This window comes from Craterilacuibacter sp. RT1T, assembly GCF_023502145.1.
Taxonomy (GTDB): Bacteria; Pseudomonadota; Gammaproteobacteria; order Burkholderiales; family Chromobacteriaceae; genus Craterilacuibacter.
Genome location: NZ_JAMFLI010000002.1, coordinates 400,771 through 416,097, shown reverse-complemented (window position 1 = coordinate 416,097; position 15,327 = coordinate 400,771). Strand labels below are relative to the sequence as shown.

Here is a 15,327-nt window from a genome sequence, read left to right as displayed (position 1 = left end):
TCTTCCAAAAAACGGCAGTCGTGCCAGCACGCGGCAGGTCACGACGCACTTTGCGATACGCAATATCAAGTTGTTTACGTCAGGATACCAACAATCCAAAACAATGCATTGGCATGTTTTATAGAATTGCGACAGTTATATATGTATCCCAATTCACAAGTCGTGGCAAGCTCTCATGACATATTTATATTGCAGTGCAACCTGGCAAGCTCTTTTTCTGCCAGCACCCGGATAGCCATTTCCCCTTGTAAATCAGCGAGCCCATGCATTTCTATCCCTTTTTGCGCCTTCATCAGGCGCGCAAGATAAGTCAGCACGCTTTCGTCTATCAGCTGGCCGGGCACCAGCACCGGGATACCCGGCGGGTAAGGCACGATCTGGTCGCAAGCGATACGGCCGATCAAGGCATTGTTCGGTCGTCCCTCATCATCAAACAGCGCCAGACGCTCGCCGGCCTCGTAATACGCATCGCGCGGCAGGCAGGCCAGACGGGTAAAACGCGGCATTTCGGGCAGACGCACCAGCGGGCGCGGCGGTTTTTGCGCGCGCGCCAGACGCAGCATGGCATCCATCAAGCGCGACACCTTGCTCTTGGTCGTGCCTATGGTCAGCAAGAGCGTCAGCGTGTTAAACGTCGACTTTTCAACCTGAATATTGAAACGCTCGAATAATTCGCGCTGCAACTCTTCGGCGCCATAACCCGAGCGCGAGATATCGATGGTCAGCTTGGTCGGATCCAGCCGGACACCATCGCCCTTCACCTCCTCCGGCAGCAATTCGTCCAGCCCCAGCACCCGGAACACACCCGTTGCATCAATTTTCAGCCGCAACTCCTCCGCCAGCTTCAACGTACGCGCCAACAGGCGGTAACCCTCCATTTGCGCCTGCTTACGCGCCACATCCAGACTGGCAATCAGGTTGTACTGCGGGCTGGTCGAGGTGTGCATATTGAAGTTTTCACGAAACAGATGGGCATCAAAATCCGGATCGTTGACATGAATCATGCTGGCTTGCGAAAACGCCGACAGCACCTTGTGTGTACTTTGCGTCGCGTAATCGGCCCCCGCTTCCATCGCGGTCGGGCGCAAAGCGGGATGAAAGCGGGCATGGCCGTACCAGGCTTCATCAATAATCACCTTGATCCCCGCCGCGTGCGCCGCCGCGATGATGGGCGCCAGGTCATAACGCAGGCCATCGTAGGTACATGAAGTCAGGATCAACACCCGTGCGTCCGGATTGTCGGCTATTGCTTGAGAAATGGTGACCTTGGGCACCGGGCCGAAGATGCCGTACTGGCGGTTAACAGACGAATCAAGATAAACCGGCCGTGCGCCGGACAGAATCACGCCGTGATGCACCGATTTGTGACAGTTGCGATCCAGCAGCAGCTTGTCACCCGGAGCCAGCAGCGTCTGAAAGATGACCTTATTCGAAGTCGAGGTGCCGTTGGTGGCGAAATAGGTTTCACGCGCGCCAAAAGCCTTGGCCGCCAGCGCCTGCGCTTCGGCAATCACGCCGGTGGGGTGCATCAGCGAATCCAGCATCGGCACCGACACCGACAAATCAGCACGCAACATGTTCTCGCCGACAAATTCGTGAAAATCCCCGACCCATGGACTGCCGCGCAAGGACTCGCCACCGGAGTGTCCCGGCGTATGCCAGGAATCCTTGGCCATGGAGACATAGCGGCGTAAAGCATCGTAAAAAGGGGTCGCCGATTTCTCGGCAAGCTCGGCACTCAGGATACGGAACCAGCCGGGGTAATCCGCCTCGTCCCGGTAGAAATAGCCACTTAGCGCATGGCTGGCCAACTCGTCTATCTGCAGCTTTTCATCCTCGTCCCCCAGCAAGACATAGCACGACAATTCCGGACGGAACTCGCCGATCGCATTAATCAGTGCCACCACATCGCCATATGAGCCGCCGCTTTGCAGATAACGGTCAACCAATACCAGCTGCAGTTCGCCATCTGCGGCAATCTCCGCCAGCGCATTTTGTGGCGAGGCTGCCGTGGCAAAACACAGGCCGAAAGGGTTGGCCAGTTTCTGGGCGGCCAATTGCAGCCCCTTACTCATGGCGCGGGCCAGCACCGCATCGTGACTGACAATCAATACGCGACTTACAGGGTTCATCTGATTCTCCTGCGAACGTAAGCGGCAGCAGCCATACCACTTCGTCCGGCTTCATTATGGTGACGGCCAATGCCGTTTGGCTATCGTATCCAGTTGTGGGCGCGCCGTCATTTTGCGACCGCACATAGTCCCCATACGTTACAATCCCGCCATGCTTACCGATGCCGAAAAAGACGCGATCCGCGACCACTACAAAACCTTGTCCGACAACCTGCCCGGATTCCGCCCACGCGCAGCCCAGCGCCGCATGCTGGCCGAAATTGCCAACGCATTCTCGCGTAGCAAAAGCATAGAAGACGGAGAGCTGCCGGAGCGACAAGGGGAAAGCATTGTCGTGGTGGAAGGGCCAACCGGTGTCGGCAAGAGTCTGGCCTATTTGCTGGCCGGCGGCGTCATGGCCAAGATGCGCGGCAAAAAACTGGTGGTCACCAGCGCCACCATTGCCTTGCAGGAGCAACTGGTTAACCGCGATCTGCCTTTTGTCATTGAAAACAGCGGCCTGCCACTCACGTTTGCGCTGGCCAAAGGGCGGGGCCGCTACCTGTGCCCGTACCGGCTGTACGGCCTGACCGCCGAGCACGCACAGGATGCGCTGTTTGCCCCTGATCCTGCGCTGGCGCTATGGGACAAAAAACCGGAGCAGGCCGAGCTAGACACGCTCAACATTCTTTCTTCGGCCTTTCATCAGCGCCAATGGAATGGCGACCGCGACACCTGGCCGACCATCATCGACGACAGCCTGTGGTTTCGCGTCACCAACGACAGGCATGGCTGCCTGAAAACCAGCTGTCCCAACCGTGCCGAATGCCCGTTTTATCTGGCGCGCGACACGCTGGAAAACGTCGATGTCGTCGTCGCCAACCACGACCTGATGCTGGCCGACATCGCCATGGGTGGCGGCGTGATTTTGCCGGCACCGGACGACAGTTTTTACTGCATAGACGAAGCGCACCATCTGGCTAAAAAAGCGGTCAATCAATTCGCCGCCGAACATAGCCTGGCGCAAGCCATGGGCTGGCTGGAAAAGGTCGCCGCACTGTCGGCACGCATCGAGACGCACATTGCCAAGCCCGAGCTATGCAATGGCGCGATCGAAGCGGCGGCCGCCTGCATGGAAACGCTGACCGAGTGGCTGTGGCTACTGGGTGGCGAGCCGGCGCTGTCGGCCTCGGACGGCAACCCGGAGCCGACCTGGCTACTGGAAGACGGTTGCCTGCCCGAGCACCTGAAGCAACCCGCCGGCAATATGGCCCTGGCCGCACGCATGCTGTACAAGCACATTTCCGGCATGGGCGATGCGCTGTCCGAAGTGCGGCGCGAAAAACCGCAAGAAGCACCGGCGCTGGACAAGGCCGCAACCGATCTGGGCTTTATTGTTGCACGCAGCGAGCAGCTCAACGCGGTATGGGATTTGTTCGAAAAGGAAAGCGACGAGAATGCGCCGCCGATTGCCAAATGGGTGTCGCGCAAACTCGACGGCAAGGGCGACTACCAGTTCTGCGCCTCTCCGGTTAGCGCTGCCGCCAGCCTGGCCGCTACGCTATGGCGCCGCGCTGCCGCCGCGCTATTGACCTCGGCCACCTTGCGCTCTTTGGGCGAGTTTGATCTATTGCTGTCGCAAACCGGTCTCAAGTGGCTGCCGGAAGTGAGCTGCATTGCGCTGGATTCGCCATTCAACTTCAGCGAGCAGGGCGAGCTCTACCTGCCGCCGCTATCCGCCAGCCCCAAAGACCCGGCCGCACATACGCGCGAAATCGCCGACTGGCTGCCCAAGCTGATAGATGAAACCCAGGCAGTCGGCACGCTGGTGCTGTTTTCTTCGCGCCGCCAGATGCAGGACGTCGCCGGCGCCCTGCCCGACACTTTGCGCGCCACGGTGCAGGTACAGGGCGAACTCCCCAAGAGCAGACTGCTGGAGAACCATTACCAGCGCATCAAGGAGGGCAAGGCCAGCGTGATCTTCGGGCTGGACTCATTCTCGGAAGGGCTGGATTTGCCGGGCGAAGCCTGCGTGCACGTCATTATCGCCAAGCTGCCATTTGCCATGCCGGACGATCCGGTCGGCAAAACGCTGGCGCGCTGGATAGAAAAACGTGGCGGCAACCCATTTATCGAAGTCACCGTCCCAGAAGCATCGATCAAGCTGATTCAGGCGGTAGGCCGCCTGATCCGCACCGAGCAGGACTGGGGGCGCGTCACCATACTCGACAACCGCATCACCCGTCAGCGCTATGGAAAAAAGCTGCTGTCTTCACTACCCCCATTCAAGCGCATCTGAAACTAGGATAGAATGGCGGAATAACTCTCCGGCATGCCGCGACCACCCGCGCAGCATGCCGGATACAAGAGACAACCACCCTGCAAGGCAAGCGCCGCCATCATGATCTGCAATCCCTACGAAATCGTTATCCAAGGCATTACCGAGGAAGGCCGCACCTTCCGCCCCAGCGACTGGGCCGAACGACTGTCCGGCATCATGTCCTCCTTCGGCGAGGACCAGAAACTGGCTTACCACCAGTTTGTCCGCCCCATGTTGCTTGATGGCATACGCTGTGTGGCCATCGACAAGAAGCTGGAAAAAATCCACCCTTCCATCTTCACCTTTCTGATGGACTTCGCACGCGACAACCAGTTGCGCATTGTCGATTGCCGCACCCTGATCGACGAGATCTACCCCAACAAGTTTTTGGCGTAAAAACAACACATAGGGTTACTCCTCACGTAGTTTTTACCTATTTTGCAACACAAGTGCAATGTTTGGTTGCTAAATTAACACAAGCAATCGAGCCGCCACAGAAGCGGCCGGTCTGCCTAAATAATTTAGCCCTCTCGAAACGGAGCACTGCAAGCATGCAAAAGAAAACCCTCGCCCTCGCCCTGAGCGCACTGTTCGCCCTGCCGGTTGTTGCCCACGCCGATGTCGTGATTTATGGCTTTATGGCAGGTAGCGTTGACTCGGCCAAAGCCACGGGTACGGACACCAGCAAAATAGGCAAAGCTGTCGATGCCGATAAAAAACCGGTTCTAAACTCGGAGTACGACCGCACGACTCGCGTCAACTCCGACAATTCACGCATCGGCTTCAAGGGCAGCGAAGATCTGGGTAACGGCCTGAAGGCGGTATGGCAGATTGAAAACTCGCTGTCGTTGTACGACAACGGTGGCGGCAATACTTGGGCTGGCCGCAACAGCTTCGTCGGCCTGTCCGACGCGACCTTCGGCACCGTCGTACTTGGCCGCTTCGACTCCGCTTACAAGCGCCTGACCGACACCGGCCAGGACCTGATGGTCAACACTACCGCCGGCAACCAGGGCTCAGGTCAGATCTTCAGCCGCGGCGAAGCGCGTTACATCAATAGTGTCAGCTACACCAGCCAGAACTGGAACGGCTTGGTGTTCGGCGCGTCGGTGCAGGCTGACGAAACCGACACTGGCAGCAACGACCGCTGGTCTATCGCCGGCCAGTACACGCTGGAAGGCTTGAAAGTGGGTCTGGGCTACGACCAGCAGAAAAATGCCGCAACTGGCGTCGATACCCGCAAGTTCACCAAGCTGTCCGCTTCGTACAAGATCGCCGACACTCTGCTGATCGCTGGCTACGAATGGGCACGCGACGACCTGGCTGTTGGTAGCGACCTGAAGCAGGACGACTGGACTGTTGGCGTGCAGCAGAATTTCGGCAAGGCCTCGGTTCGTCTGTCCTACGGCGCACTTGGCAAGCTGGACGGCAAAGTTAACGCCGACGACTACAAGGCTTCGCAATGGATCCTGGGCGGCACTTACAACCTGAGCAAGATGACTCAAGTCTATGCCTACGCGACCAAGATCGACAATAACAGCGCAGCCAGCGTCAACTTCCAAAACAACGCCGTTTACACCGGCAAAGACGCGACAGGCAAAGATGTGCTTGCAGCCGGCAACGACCCGCAAGCCATCGGCGCCGGCATTCGCGTCAACTTCTGATCGTTTAACACTTTGAAACGCAACGGGTACCTTAGGGTGCCCGTTTTTGTTACCATGGCGCGTTATCACACTCTTTGCGACACCGCCATGAGCATCGTCATCAAGACCCAGCAGGATATAGAAAAAATGCGCATCGCCGGACGCTTGGCGTCCGAGGTGCTGGATTACATCACGCCCTTTGTTAAACCGGGCGTCACCACCGAAGAGTTGGACCGGCTGTGTCATGACTATATGGTGAATGTGCAAGGCACCATTCCGGCACCGCTTAACTACGCGCCGGATGGCGGCACGCCCTACCCCAAATCCATCTGCAGCTCGGTGGGCCCGGTTATCTGCCACGGCATTCCCAACGACAAGCCGCTCAAAAACGGAGAGATCGTCAACCTCGACATCACCGTGATCAAGGATGGCTACCATGGCGACAGCAGCCGCATGTATTACGTGGGTGAAGTCGGCGAGCACGCCCGCCGCCTGTGCCGCATCACTTACGAATGCATGTGGAAAGGGATAGAGAAGGTCAAGCCGGGCGCGCGCCTGGGCGATATCGGCTACGCCATCCAGCAGCATGCGGAAAAAGCGGGCTATAGCGTGGTGCAGGAATTCTGCGGCCACGGCATCGGCACCAAATTCCACGAAGAGCCCCAGGTATTGCACTACGGCCGCCCGGGCACCGGCGTCGAGATCAAGGCCGGCATGATTTTCACCATCGAGCCGATGATCAACCAGGGCAAACGCCATCTGCGCATGCTCGCGGACAACTGGACCGTCGTCACCAAGGATAGAAGCCTGTCGGCACAGTGGGAGCACACCCTGCTCGTCACCGACACCGGCTACGAGATCCTGACCGTATCCGAAGGCACCCCACCCAAGCCGGTGTGGAAGTAAGCCCGGCCATAGCCTGAAGGGACGCCGCTTTGCCCGCGCAATGCCGGCGCCCCTGCCACACACGACAACAGCCGCTTTGGCTGTCGCAAGCAATACCCGCCTTTTAACGCATACAACACCCGCCGGTCGGCACTCTCCATGATTATTCTGAAAAACGTGGCCTTGCGTCGCGGCACCAAAGTCCTGCTGGACAACACCTCGGTCACGCTCACTCCCGGCGAAAAAGTCGGTCTGGTCGGGCGTAATGGCGCGGGTAAATCCTCGCTGTTTGCCATGCTCAACGGCACGCTGCACGAAGACAGCGGCGAATTCTCCATTCCCAGCCAGTGGCGCATGGCGCAGGTGGCACAGGACATGCCGGAAACCGCGCAAAGCGCGACCGAATTCGTGATCGAAGGCGACACCGTCCTACTGGCAGCACGTGCCGAGGTGATGGAGGCTGAAGCCGGCGATGACGGCATGGCCATGGCCCATGCTTATATGGCACTGAACGATGCTGGCGAGCACGATGCCGCCGCACGCGCACAATCGCTGATTCTGGGCCTGGGCTTCAAGGTGGCCGAGCTGGAGTTGCCGGTTAACAGTTTCTCTGGCGGCTGGCGTATGCGCCTGCAGTTGGCGCGCGCACTGATGTGCCCGTCCGATTTGCTGCTACTAGACGAGCCGACCAACCACCTTGACCTCGATGCCTTGGTCTGGCTGGAAGCCTGGCTGAAGAACTATGGCGGCACCATGGTGGTAATCAGCCATGACCGCGAATTCCTCGATGCCGTTACCCATGTCACGCTGCATATCGACCATGGCCAGCTGGTGCGCTACGGCGGCAACTACAGCAAGTTCGAAGACATGCGGGCCGAACAGATGCTGCTACAACAGGCGGCACAGGCCAAGCAGCAGGAAAAGATGGCGCACCTGCAAAAGTTCATCGACCGTTTCAAGGCCAAGGCCAGCAAGGCCAAGCAGGCACAAAGCCGCGTCAAGGCACTGGAGCGCATGGAAAAGATTGCGCCGGTGCTGGCCGATGCCGACTTCCAGTTCGAGTTCAAGGAGCCGATGAGCCTGCCCAACCCGATGCTGACCATCGCCGAAGCCGCCTTCGGTTACCCGCCGGCAGAAGGCAGCGCCGAGGGTACGCCGCCGACTACCATCGTCCAGCAGGTCAGCCGCTCGGTACTGGCCGGCCAGCGTATCGGCATTCTGGGGGCCAACGGACAGGGCAAGTCGACGCTGGTCAAAACCGTTGCCGGCGCGCTCAACCCGATTTCCGGCGAAATCATCCGCGGCAAGGGCTTGAATATCGGTTACTTCTCGCAGCAGGAACTGGATGTACTGCGCCCCGAAGACAACCCGCTAGAACACATGTTCCGCCTGGCACGCGACATTCCGGCCGCCATCCGCCCCAATGCGGCCGATTGCCGCGAGCAGGGCTTGCGCAACTTCCTCGGCACCTTCAATTTCAGCGGCGACATGGTCAAACAGGCCGTGGGCAGCATGAGCGGTGGCGAAAAAGCGCGACTGGTGTTGTGCATGCTGGTCTGGCAGCGCCCCAACCTCTTGCTACTGGATGAACCGACCAACCATCTGGACTTGGCGACCCGCGAGGCGCTGAGTGTCGCGCTCAACGAGTTCGAAGGCTCGGTCATGCTGGTCAGCCACGATCGTGCCTTGCTGCGCGCGGTCTGTGACGAATTCTGGCTGGTCTCGCGTGGCGGGGTACAGGACTTCGATGGCGATCTGGACGACTATCAGCTTTATCTGCTGGAAGAAGCACGCCGCCGGCGCTCGGAGTAAGTACCAAGGGCGGCGCGCCCGTGATACGAAATGAAAAACGGCTGAGAAATGCGCATGTATCCTGCGCTTTCTCAGCCGTTTTTACCTTGTCTTGCGCTCGCTTGCGGGAGGCTGAACAGGCGTTCAGGCAAACGCAGGCGTCAATCTTCGCGCGACACCGCACTACGCTTAAGCAAAACCAGAAGCGCGCCATCGCCGCCATCACGGGCATGGGAGGTACAAAAAGCCAATACCTGCGGGTGGTGCATCAGCCAGTGGCGCACCATGCGCGGCAACACCGGCGTGCCGCGCGAGCCATAGCCCATGCCGTGAATCACGCGCACACAATTGCCCTGTGTGCGGGCGCGATGCAGAAATAGCGCCAGCAGGCTATGTGCCTCGTAGCGGTTGGTGCCATGCAAGTCCAGCGTGGCCACCACCGGCCAATGCCCGCCGCGCAGCTTTTTCAGCGTGCCTGCGGGCAGCCCGTTACCCAGAAAATGCCCGGCCTGCTCGTCGCGCTCGAACCAGCCGCTCATCTCGTGCAGCAGATGTTCGTCCAGTGCGTCGCTGCTGCCATGACTGGCTTTGCCATGGCGAGGCCAGTGCGGCGGCTTGGGCCGGGTATCGGGCGCCCGCGCGGCCTGCTTAAGCGGTCTGACATCGGCAAACAACCGGGCAAAGTCGGGCTCTTCGTCTTTTTCGGGCAGTGGCGCAGAACGCACAACAGGCAAGGCCTTGGGCCTGACCTGTTGCTTGAGCTTTTTCAGCTCGGCCTTGTAAGCCTTCAAGATTTACTTCAGCTGATCAAGGTAGCGCTCGGCATCCAGCGCGGCCTGACAGCCCGAGGCGGCACTGGTCACCGCCTGACGGTAGATATGATCCTGCACGTCGCCAGCCGCGAATACACCGGCTACGCTGGTGGCGGTCGCATTGCCGTCACGCCCACCCTGCGTCACCAGATAACCGGTGGCATCCATATCCAGCTGGTCCTTGAAAATGTCGGTGTTCGGCTTGTGGCCGATCGCGATAAATACCCCCATCAGCTTGATCTCTTCCAGCGAGCCGTCGTTGGCACGCAGACGGGCACCGGTTACGCCGCTGGCGTCGCCCAGTACTTCATCCAGATTGGCATTGAGCTTGAGCGTGATCTTGCCTTCGGCGACGCGCGCCATCAGCTTGTCGACCAGAATCTTCTCGGCACGGAAGGTGTCACGACGATGAACCAGCGTCACATGGCGTGCGATATTGGCCAGATACAGCGCCTCTTCCACGGCCGTATTGCCGCCGCCGATGACGGCCACATCCTGGTTGCGATAGAAGAAGCCGTCACAAGTGGCACAGGCGGAAACACCCTTACCGGAAAAGGCTTCTTCCGAAGGCAGGCCCAGATACTGGGCCGAGGCGCCGGTGGCGATAATCAGCGCGTCGCAAGTGTACTCGCCGGCATCGCCCACCAGGCGGATAGGCTTTTCATGCACATGGGTGGTATGAATCTGGTCAAAAATCATTTCGGTGCCGAAACGTTCGGCATGCTGCTGAAAACGCTGCATCAGATCCGGCCCCATCACACCTTCGGCATCAGCCGGCCAGTTATCCACATCGGTGGTCGTCATCAGCTGGCCGCCTTGCGCCATACCGGTAATCAGTACCGGCTTCAGGTTGGCACGCGCCGCATAAACGGCAGCAGTGTAGCCGGCAGGGCCGGAACCTAGAATCAGCAGCGGGCTGTGGCGAGTTGCACTCATGATGGTCATTCCTGTGGGCGATTAATGGTGGGCATTTTATCAGCTTGCCGCACGGGATGTGATTAAACCGGTGTATTCTGTCATAGTTCATCACTATCGGGAGAGGGTCATGGAAGCCATCAGCCAGATGCAGCAAGCGCAAGTTCAGCAAAGCGTACAGATCACCATGCTAAAAAAAGCCACACAGATAGAGGCACAAGGCGCGCTGGCCCTACTGCAAAGCGTACCGGCACCGGCCCAGCTCAATAATCCTGCCCATCTGGGCCAGCGCGTTGACACCCTAGCTTGAATGCCACGAACCTAAGGTTCACTAGCTGCACCCCCATCTCAAAAATAAGAGGATATGTTATGGACGACCAAACCTGCCCCGACTTCACCCTGCCCGCCACCTCCGGCCTGAGCTTTAATCTGTCTGCCGCACCAAAGCCGCTGGTGCTGTATTTCTACCCTAAGGACAACACCCCGGGCTGCAGCAACGAGGCAGCCGCCTTCCGTGACCTGTATAGTGAATTTCAGGCTGCAGGTGCCGACATTGCCGGTATTTCGCGCGACAGCCTCAAGTCGCACGAGAACTTCAAGGCCAAGTTCAGCCTGCCCTTTGCCTTGCTGTCGGATAGCGAAGAGCTGGCCTGCGGCCTGTTTGGCGTGATCAAGCAAAAGAAAATGTATGGTAAAGAAGTGCGCGGTATTGAACGCAGTACTTTCGTGATTGGCGCCGACAACCAGATACTCAAAAGCTGGCGCGGCGTTAAGGTAGCCGAACACGCTGCCGAGGTGCTCGCCTATATCAAGGGGCTGTAAACCGGGCCGGACAAGCCGGTCGATCCTGTTTAAGGAGCGTTATCATGACGACACGCAAGAAAGCGCCAACACGTAAACTCTTCGTGCTTGACACTAATGTGCTGCTGCATGACCCGACCAGCTTGTTCCGCTTTCAGGAACACGACGTTTTCATTCCCATCATTACGCTGGAAGAGCTGGACATGCACAAAAGCGGCATGTCCGAAGTGGCACGCAATGCGCGCCAGACCAGCCGCTTTCTCGATGAGATTCTGCGTAGCAGCGCAAGCCCGATCGAACTGGGCATTCCGCTGCAAGACTCCAGCAAAGGCGCAGCCAGCGGCCATTTGCTGCTGCAAACACAGATCATCCATAGCGTTTTGCCGGCGTCCATGCCGACCGGCAAGGCCGACAACCAGATCCTCGGCATTGTCCGCGCACTCAAAGAGTTGCATCCCGAGCGGCCGGTCGTTCTAGTGTCCAAAGACATCAATATGCGCATCAAGGCACGCGCGCTGTCGCTGGATGCCGAAGACTACTTTAACGACAAGGTGCTGGAAGACAGCGACCTGCTCTACACCGGCAGCCGTGAAATCGATGCCGGCTTCTGGGAGCGCAACGGCAATGATGTCCAGTCATGGACCGAGCACGGCCGCAGCTACTACAAGATCAATGGCCCGGACGTGGCCGCGCTTTACCGCAACCAGCTCTTGTTCCAGCAGGGCGAGCAACCCTTGCTGCTGCGGGTGATCCGGCTTGAAAGTCTGGAGGCCACGCTGGAAACGCTGAAGGACTACAGCCACAACAAGAACAATATCTGGGGCATTACTGCGCGCAACCGCGAACAGAACTTTGCGCTTAATCTGCTGATGGATCCGGAAATCGACTTTGTCAGCCTGCTGGGCCAGGCCGGCACCGGCAAGACCCTGCTGACGCTGGCGGCCGGTCTGGCCCAGACGCTGGAAGACAAACGCTATAGCGAAATCATCATGACCCGCGTCACCATCCCGGTCGGAGAAGATATCGGCTTTTTGCCCGGCACCGAAGAGGAAAAGATGGCGCCCTGGATGGGCGCACTGGAGGACAACCTCGATGTGCTGGGCCATAGCGAAGACGATGGCGGCGACTGGGGGCGCGCAGCGACGCGCGACTTGATCCGCTCGCGCATCAAGGTCAAGAGCCTGAACTTCATGCGCGGACGCACCTTCCTCAACAAATACCTGATCATAGACGAGGCACAAAACCTCACCCCCAAGCAGATGAAAACCCTGATTACCCGCGCCGGCCCCGGCACCAAAGTGGTATGCTTGGGTAATATCTCGCAGATAGACACGCCTTATCTGACCGAAGGCAGCTCTGGACTGACTTACGTCGTCGACCGCTTCAAGGGCTGGGCTTATGCCGGCCATATCACCTTGCAGCGCGGCGAACGCTCGCGTCTGGCCGATTACGCAACTGAAATTCTGTAAATGCCCGCAAAACTAGAACTGCTCCGTAGTCCTGCCAGCGGCGCGCCCAAAGGGCCGCCGCTTTTATTTGTCCATGGTGCTTTCAGTGGTGCCTGGTGCTGGCAACGCCACTTTATGCCGTGGTTCAACGCCCAAGGCTACGACTGCCTGGCGCTGAGCCTGGAGGGGCATGCTGCAAGCGAAGGACAACCCTATCTGGCCGCCATCAGCATTCAGGACTATGTCGACAATTTAAGCCGCACGATTGCCGCACTGGAGCGCGCCCCCGTCGTGATCGCCCACTCCATGGGCGGCTTTGTGCTGCAGCAATACCTCACCCGCCATACCCTGCCCGGCGCCGCATTCTTAGCCTCGGTGTCGCCATTGGGGCTGACGGGCTCCGCCCTGAATATGCTGACTTACACCCCCGAATTGCTACTGGCGCTAAATCGCTACCAGGCAAGCCCGGGGCCGATGGCAGACCGTTTTATGGCCGAGATACGCGCCCTGCTGTTTTCGGATGCGGCGTCAGAGGAAGATGTCGCACTGCTGGCACAACGCTCGCAACAGGAAAGCCAGCGCGCGATCATGGATATGACCCTGATCAATCCGCTGTGGCAACGCCGTTTGAACGGCACACCGGCGCTGGTACTGGGCGCCGGCCAAGACAAAATCATCACGCCGGCCGATATTGCCGCCAGCGCCGCACGATTGGGGGTCAATGCGGAAATATTGCCGGAACTGGCGCATATGATGATGCTGGACGCAGGCTGGGAAAGTGCAGCCCAGCGCATTGCCCGCTGGCTCAGCACTCTCGCCGCCTAGTCGCCGGCCTGATTGAAGTCAGGCCGATAGGCCGCCAGCCATAAGAGCGTGTTCACGATCTCGCGAACGAGGGCGAAACAAGGCGAAAACGGCTGAGAAAGCGGAATGTACAGGTGGTACATGAGCATTTCGAAGCTGTTTTTAACGCCGTATCGCCGATGCGCAGCAGATCGTGAACAGGTTCTAAGGCTATCGCGGCAAGCGCGCTACAGGATTTCAGCCACGCTTTTGGCTGCGCGACGGGCATCCAGAAAGATCAGGCCCAGCTTGGCCTCTTTGCGCGCAATCACCGTCAACACGGCGTCGCGTCCGGCGTAACTCATCAAAATATAACCGTCCTCACCCTTAATCATCACCTGCTCCAACGTGCCACGCGCCAGTTCGCGCGCGGTACGCTCGCCCAGCGACAGCATGGCGGCGGCCATGGCACCGACACGGTCTTCATCCACACTCTGTGGCAGTAAAGCAGCCATGGTCAGCCCGTCGGCCGAAATAATCGCAGAAGCCTCGATATCGGCGCTGGCGCCGTTCAAGTCGCTAAGTATCGATTTGAGCATTTGTTCGCGCATGGGGTTTTCTCCGGGAATCCCTTGGGTCAGGTATAACGGCGGCAAAGCGCCTCAATCAGGTCGACCAGTGCCGACGAATTCAATCTGGGGGCATCCCCGATCACCAGCATAAACGGCTGCTCACCAATCAAAATGGGGTGAAAGCTCAGTTCAGCCTGACCGTCTGGTGCCGTTAAGGCCCACGCCTGACTCGCCAGCTGTAAATTATTGTGCAGCAGCCGGCGGTGGCGATGGGTCAGCTGAATCAAATCTCCGCCCAGCGCCGATAATTCTTCGGCCGTTTCGTGGGCAAAGCCTGAGTTGGCGTAACACAAGCCATTATCATCAGCCAGCAAGGCGCGGCCACTTTCCGACAGCCGGCTTAGCCACGGCGGCAGCAGCACTTCCAGACGGGTATCTTGCGGTGGCTGCGCGGTCAGCTGCGCCTCGACAAATTCCAGTTTTTGCAAGCGGTACAAGCGCTCGGCCAACACCTCGGGTGCATCATCCGGAAACCAGCGACTCAAGGTCGCATCATCCAGAGGCACCCTTGCACCATCTCGCAGGATATGCAGCATCATATTGCGCCCCGGATCTTGCCGCGTTGTTGTCGCGGCGTAATAGGCCCCACCCGGCGTTGCCCTGGCATAGTAGGGACCGCATAACTGGTAGCTCCCTTGCATCTCAGCCCTCCAGCCCTGGATCAATGGTAAAAAGCAAGGCCATCAGCAACTGGCGAACCTCGTCGCCATTGCGCGGATCGACCTCGAGAATCGGTGGGTGCAGGCCAAATTTCTCCAGCAAACTGGCATAGACCTCAACAGAAGGCTGCGGGGCCTGATCCGTTTTGGTGACGCCGATCACCAGCGGCGCATGCGTGCGCAGCGTCTTGAAAGCGTTGAGAAAGAACTGCAGATCGCCACTGGGGTTGGGCCGGCTGTTATCGATCAGGACAATCAGGCCAATCGCCCCCTTGCTGATGATCTCCCACATAAAGTCAAAACGCTCCTGCCCCGGCGTACCGTACAGGTGAACACGCACACCGTCGCCCAGTTGCATCAAGCCATAGTCCAGTGCGATGGTGGTCTCACCCTTACGATTGAGCGTCATATCACTGGCCTGCACATCGGTACTGACCGGGCTAATCTCGCTGATGCTTGCGATAGCCGTTGTCTTGCCGGCACCGACGGGGCCAGTAAAGATGATTTTGTTGTCCTGTTGACGCATA

Annotated in this window: 15 protein-coding genes and 1 pseudogene; 9 read left to right on the top strand and 7 right to left on the bottom strand. The window is 58.8% G+C overall.

Annotated elements, in window-relative coordinates; translation table 11 throughout:
* Positions 1 to 173: 173 nt before the first annotated feature.
* A complete protein-coding gene (locus tag M3P88_RS05785) occupies positions 174 to 2,132 on the bottom strand; it encodes an aminotransferase class I/II-fold pyridoxal phosphate-dependent enzyme (RefSeq protein ID WP_249615092.1) in 1,959 nt (652 codons plus the stop codon).
* 151 nt (positions 2,133 to 2,283) lie between these two features.
* On the opposite strand from M3P88_RS05785, the gene dinG reads away from it, so the two are divergent.
* The 5 genes and pseudogenes from dinG to M3P88_RS05760 all read left to right on the top strand — a co-directional run bounded on the left by dinG (position 2,284) and on the right by M3P88_RS05760 (position 8,771).
* A complete protein-coding gene (dinG, locus tag M3P88_RS05780) occupies positions 2,284 to 4,410 on the top strand; it encodes an ATP-dependent DNA helicase DinG (protein ID WP_249615091.1) in 2,127 nt (708 codons plus the stop codon).
* A gap of 99 nt (positions 4,411 to 4,509) precedes the next feature.
* Positions 4,510 to 4,800: pseudogene (locus M3P88_RS05775) on the top strand (DUF3579 domain-containing protein); the annotation flags it as partial.
* A 182-nt stretch (positions 4,801 to 4,982) separates the two neighbouring features.
* Positions 4,983 to 6,095 (top strand): porin, encoded by a 1,113-nt coding sequence (locus tag M3P88_RS05770; RefSeq protein WP_249615090.1) that lies wholly within the window; start codon positions 4,983 to 4,985, stop codon positions 6,093 to 6,095.
* Positions 6,096 to 6,182: 87 nt separating this feature from the next.
* Positions 6,183 to 6,980, top strand: coding sequence for a type I methionyl aminopeptidase (map, locus tag M3P88_RS05765; RefSeq protein WP_249615089.1), 798 nt, complete (start codon positions 6,183 to 6,185; stop codon positions 6,978 to 6,980).
* A 138-nt stretch (positions 6,981 to 7,118) separates the two neighbouring features.
* Positions 7,119 to 8,771 (top strand): ABC-F family ATP-binding cassette domain-containing protein, encoded by a 1,653-nt coding sequence (locus M3P88_RS05760; protein WP_249615088.1) that lies wholly within the window; start codon positions 7,119 to 7,121, stop codon positions 8,769 to 8,771.
* A gap of 140 nt (positions 8,772 to 8,911) precedes the next feature.
* Here the strand turns inward: M3P88_RS05760 and M3P88_RS05755 are convergent, their stop codons facing one another.
* Both M3P88_RS05755 and trxB read right to left on the bottom strand, forming a co-directional pair.
* Positions 8,912 to 9,541, bottom strand: coding sequence for a Smr/MutS family protein (locus M3P88_RS05755; protein WP_249615087.1), 630 nt, complete (start codon positions 9,539 to 9,541; stop codon positions 8,912 to 8,914).
* A gap of 3 nt (positions 9,542 to 9,544) precedes the next feature.
* On the bottom strand, positions 9,545 to 10,498 hold the full coding sequence (trxB, locus tag M3P88_RS05750) for a thioredoxin-disulfide reductase (protein WP_249615086.1): 954 nt from the start codon (positions 10,496 to 10,498) through the stop codon (positions 9,545 to 9,547).
* 109 nt (positions 10,499 to 10,607) lie between these two features.
* Here trxB and M3P88_RS05745 point away from each other — a divergent pair, with 109 nt between their 5' ends.
* The 4 genes from M3P88_RS05745 to M3P88_RS05730 are packed head-to-tail and all read left to right on the top strand — an operon-like array spanning position 10,608 to position 13,551.
* Complete coding sequence (locus M3P88_RS05745; protein WP_249615085.1) at positions 10,608 to 10,787, top strand: putative motility protein; 180 nt, start codon at positions 10,608 to 10,610, stop codon at positions 10,785 to 10,787.
* 59 nt (positions 10,788 to 10,846) lie between these two features.
* Positions 10,847 to 11,299, top strand: a complete 453-nt coding sequence (locus M3P88_RS05740) for a peroxiredoxin (RefSeq protein WP_249615084.1) — start codon at positions 10,847 to 10,849, stop codon at positions 11,297 to 11,299.
* A gap of 44 nt (positions 11,300 to 11,343) precedes the next feature.
* A complete protein-coding gene (locus M3P88_RS05735; protein ID WP_249615083.1) occupies positions 11,344 to 12,747 on the top strand; it encodes a PhoH family protein in 1,404 nt (467 codons plus the stop codon).
* On the top strand, positions 12,748 to 13,551 hold the full coding sequence (locus M3P88_RS05730; protein WP_249615082.1) for an alpha/beta hydrolase: 804 nt from the start codon (positions 12,748 to 12,750) through the stop codon (positions 13,549 to 13,551).
* Here M3P88_RS05730 and M3P88_RS15915 read toward each other — a convergent pair.
* The 4 genes from M3P88_RS15915 to M3P88_RS05715 all read right to left on the bottom strand — a co-directional run bounded on the left by M3P88_RS15915 (position 13,548) and on the right by M3P88_RS05715 (position 15,326).
* Entirely contained in the window at positions 13,548 to 13,673 is a 126-nt protein-coding gene (locus M3P88_RS15915) for a hypothetical protein (protein WP_283773119.1), read from the bottom strand. The genes M3P88_RS05730 and M3P88_RS15915 overlap by 4 nt on opposite strands.
* A gap of 84 nt (positions 13,674 to 13,757) precedes the next feature.
* Complete coding sequence (locus tag M3P88_RS05725) at positions 13,758 to 14,120, bottom strand: roadblock/LC7 domain-containing protein (RefSeq protein WP_249615081.1); 363 nt, start codon at positions 14,118 to 14,120, stop codon at positions 13,758 to 13,760.
* A gap of 26 nt (positions 14,121 to 14,146) precedes the next feature.
* Positions 14,147 to 14,782 (bottom strand): peptidase M23, encoded by a 636-nt coding sequence (locus M3P88_RS05720; RefSeq protein ID WP_249615080.1) that lies wholly within the window; start codon positions 14,780 to 14,782, stop codon positions 14,147 to 14,149.
* A gap of 1 nt (position 14,783) precedes the next feature.
* Positions 14,784 to 15,326, bottom strand: coding sequence for a GTP-binding protein (locus tag M3P88_RS05715; protein ID WP_249615079.1), 543 nt, complete (start codon positions 15,324 to 15,326; stop codon positions 14,784 to 14,786).
* Position 15,327 lies beyond the last annotated feature (1 nt).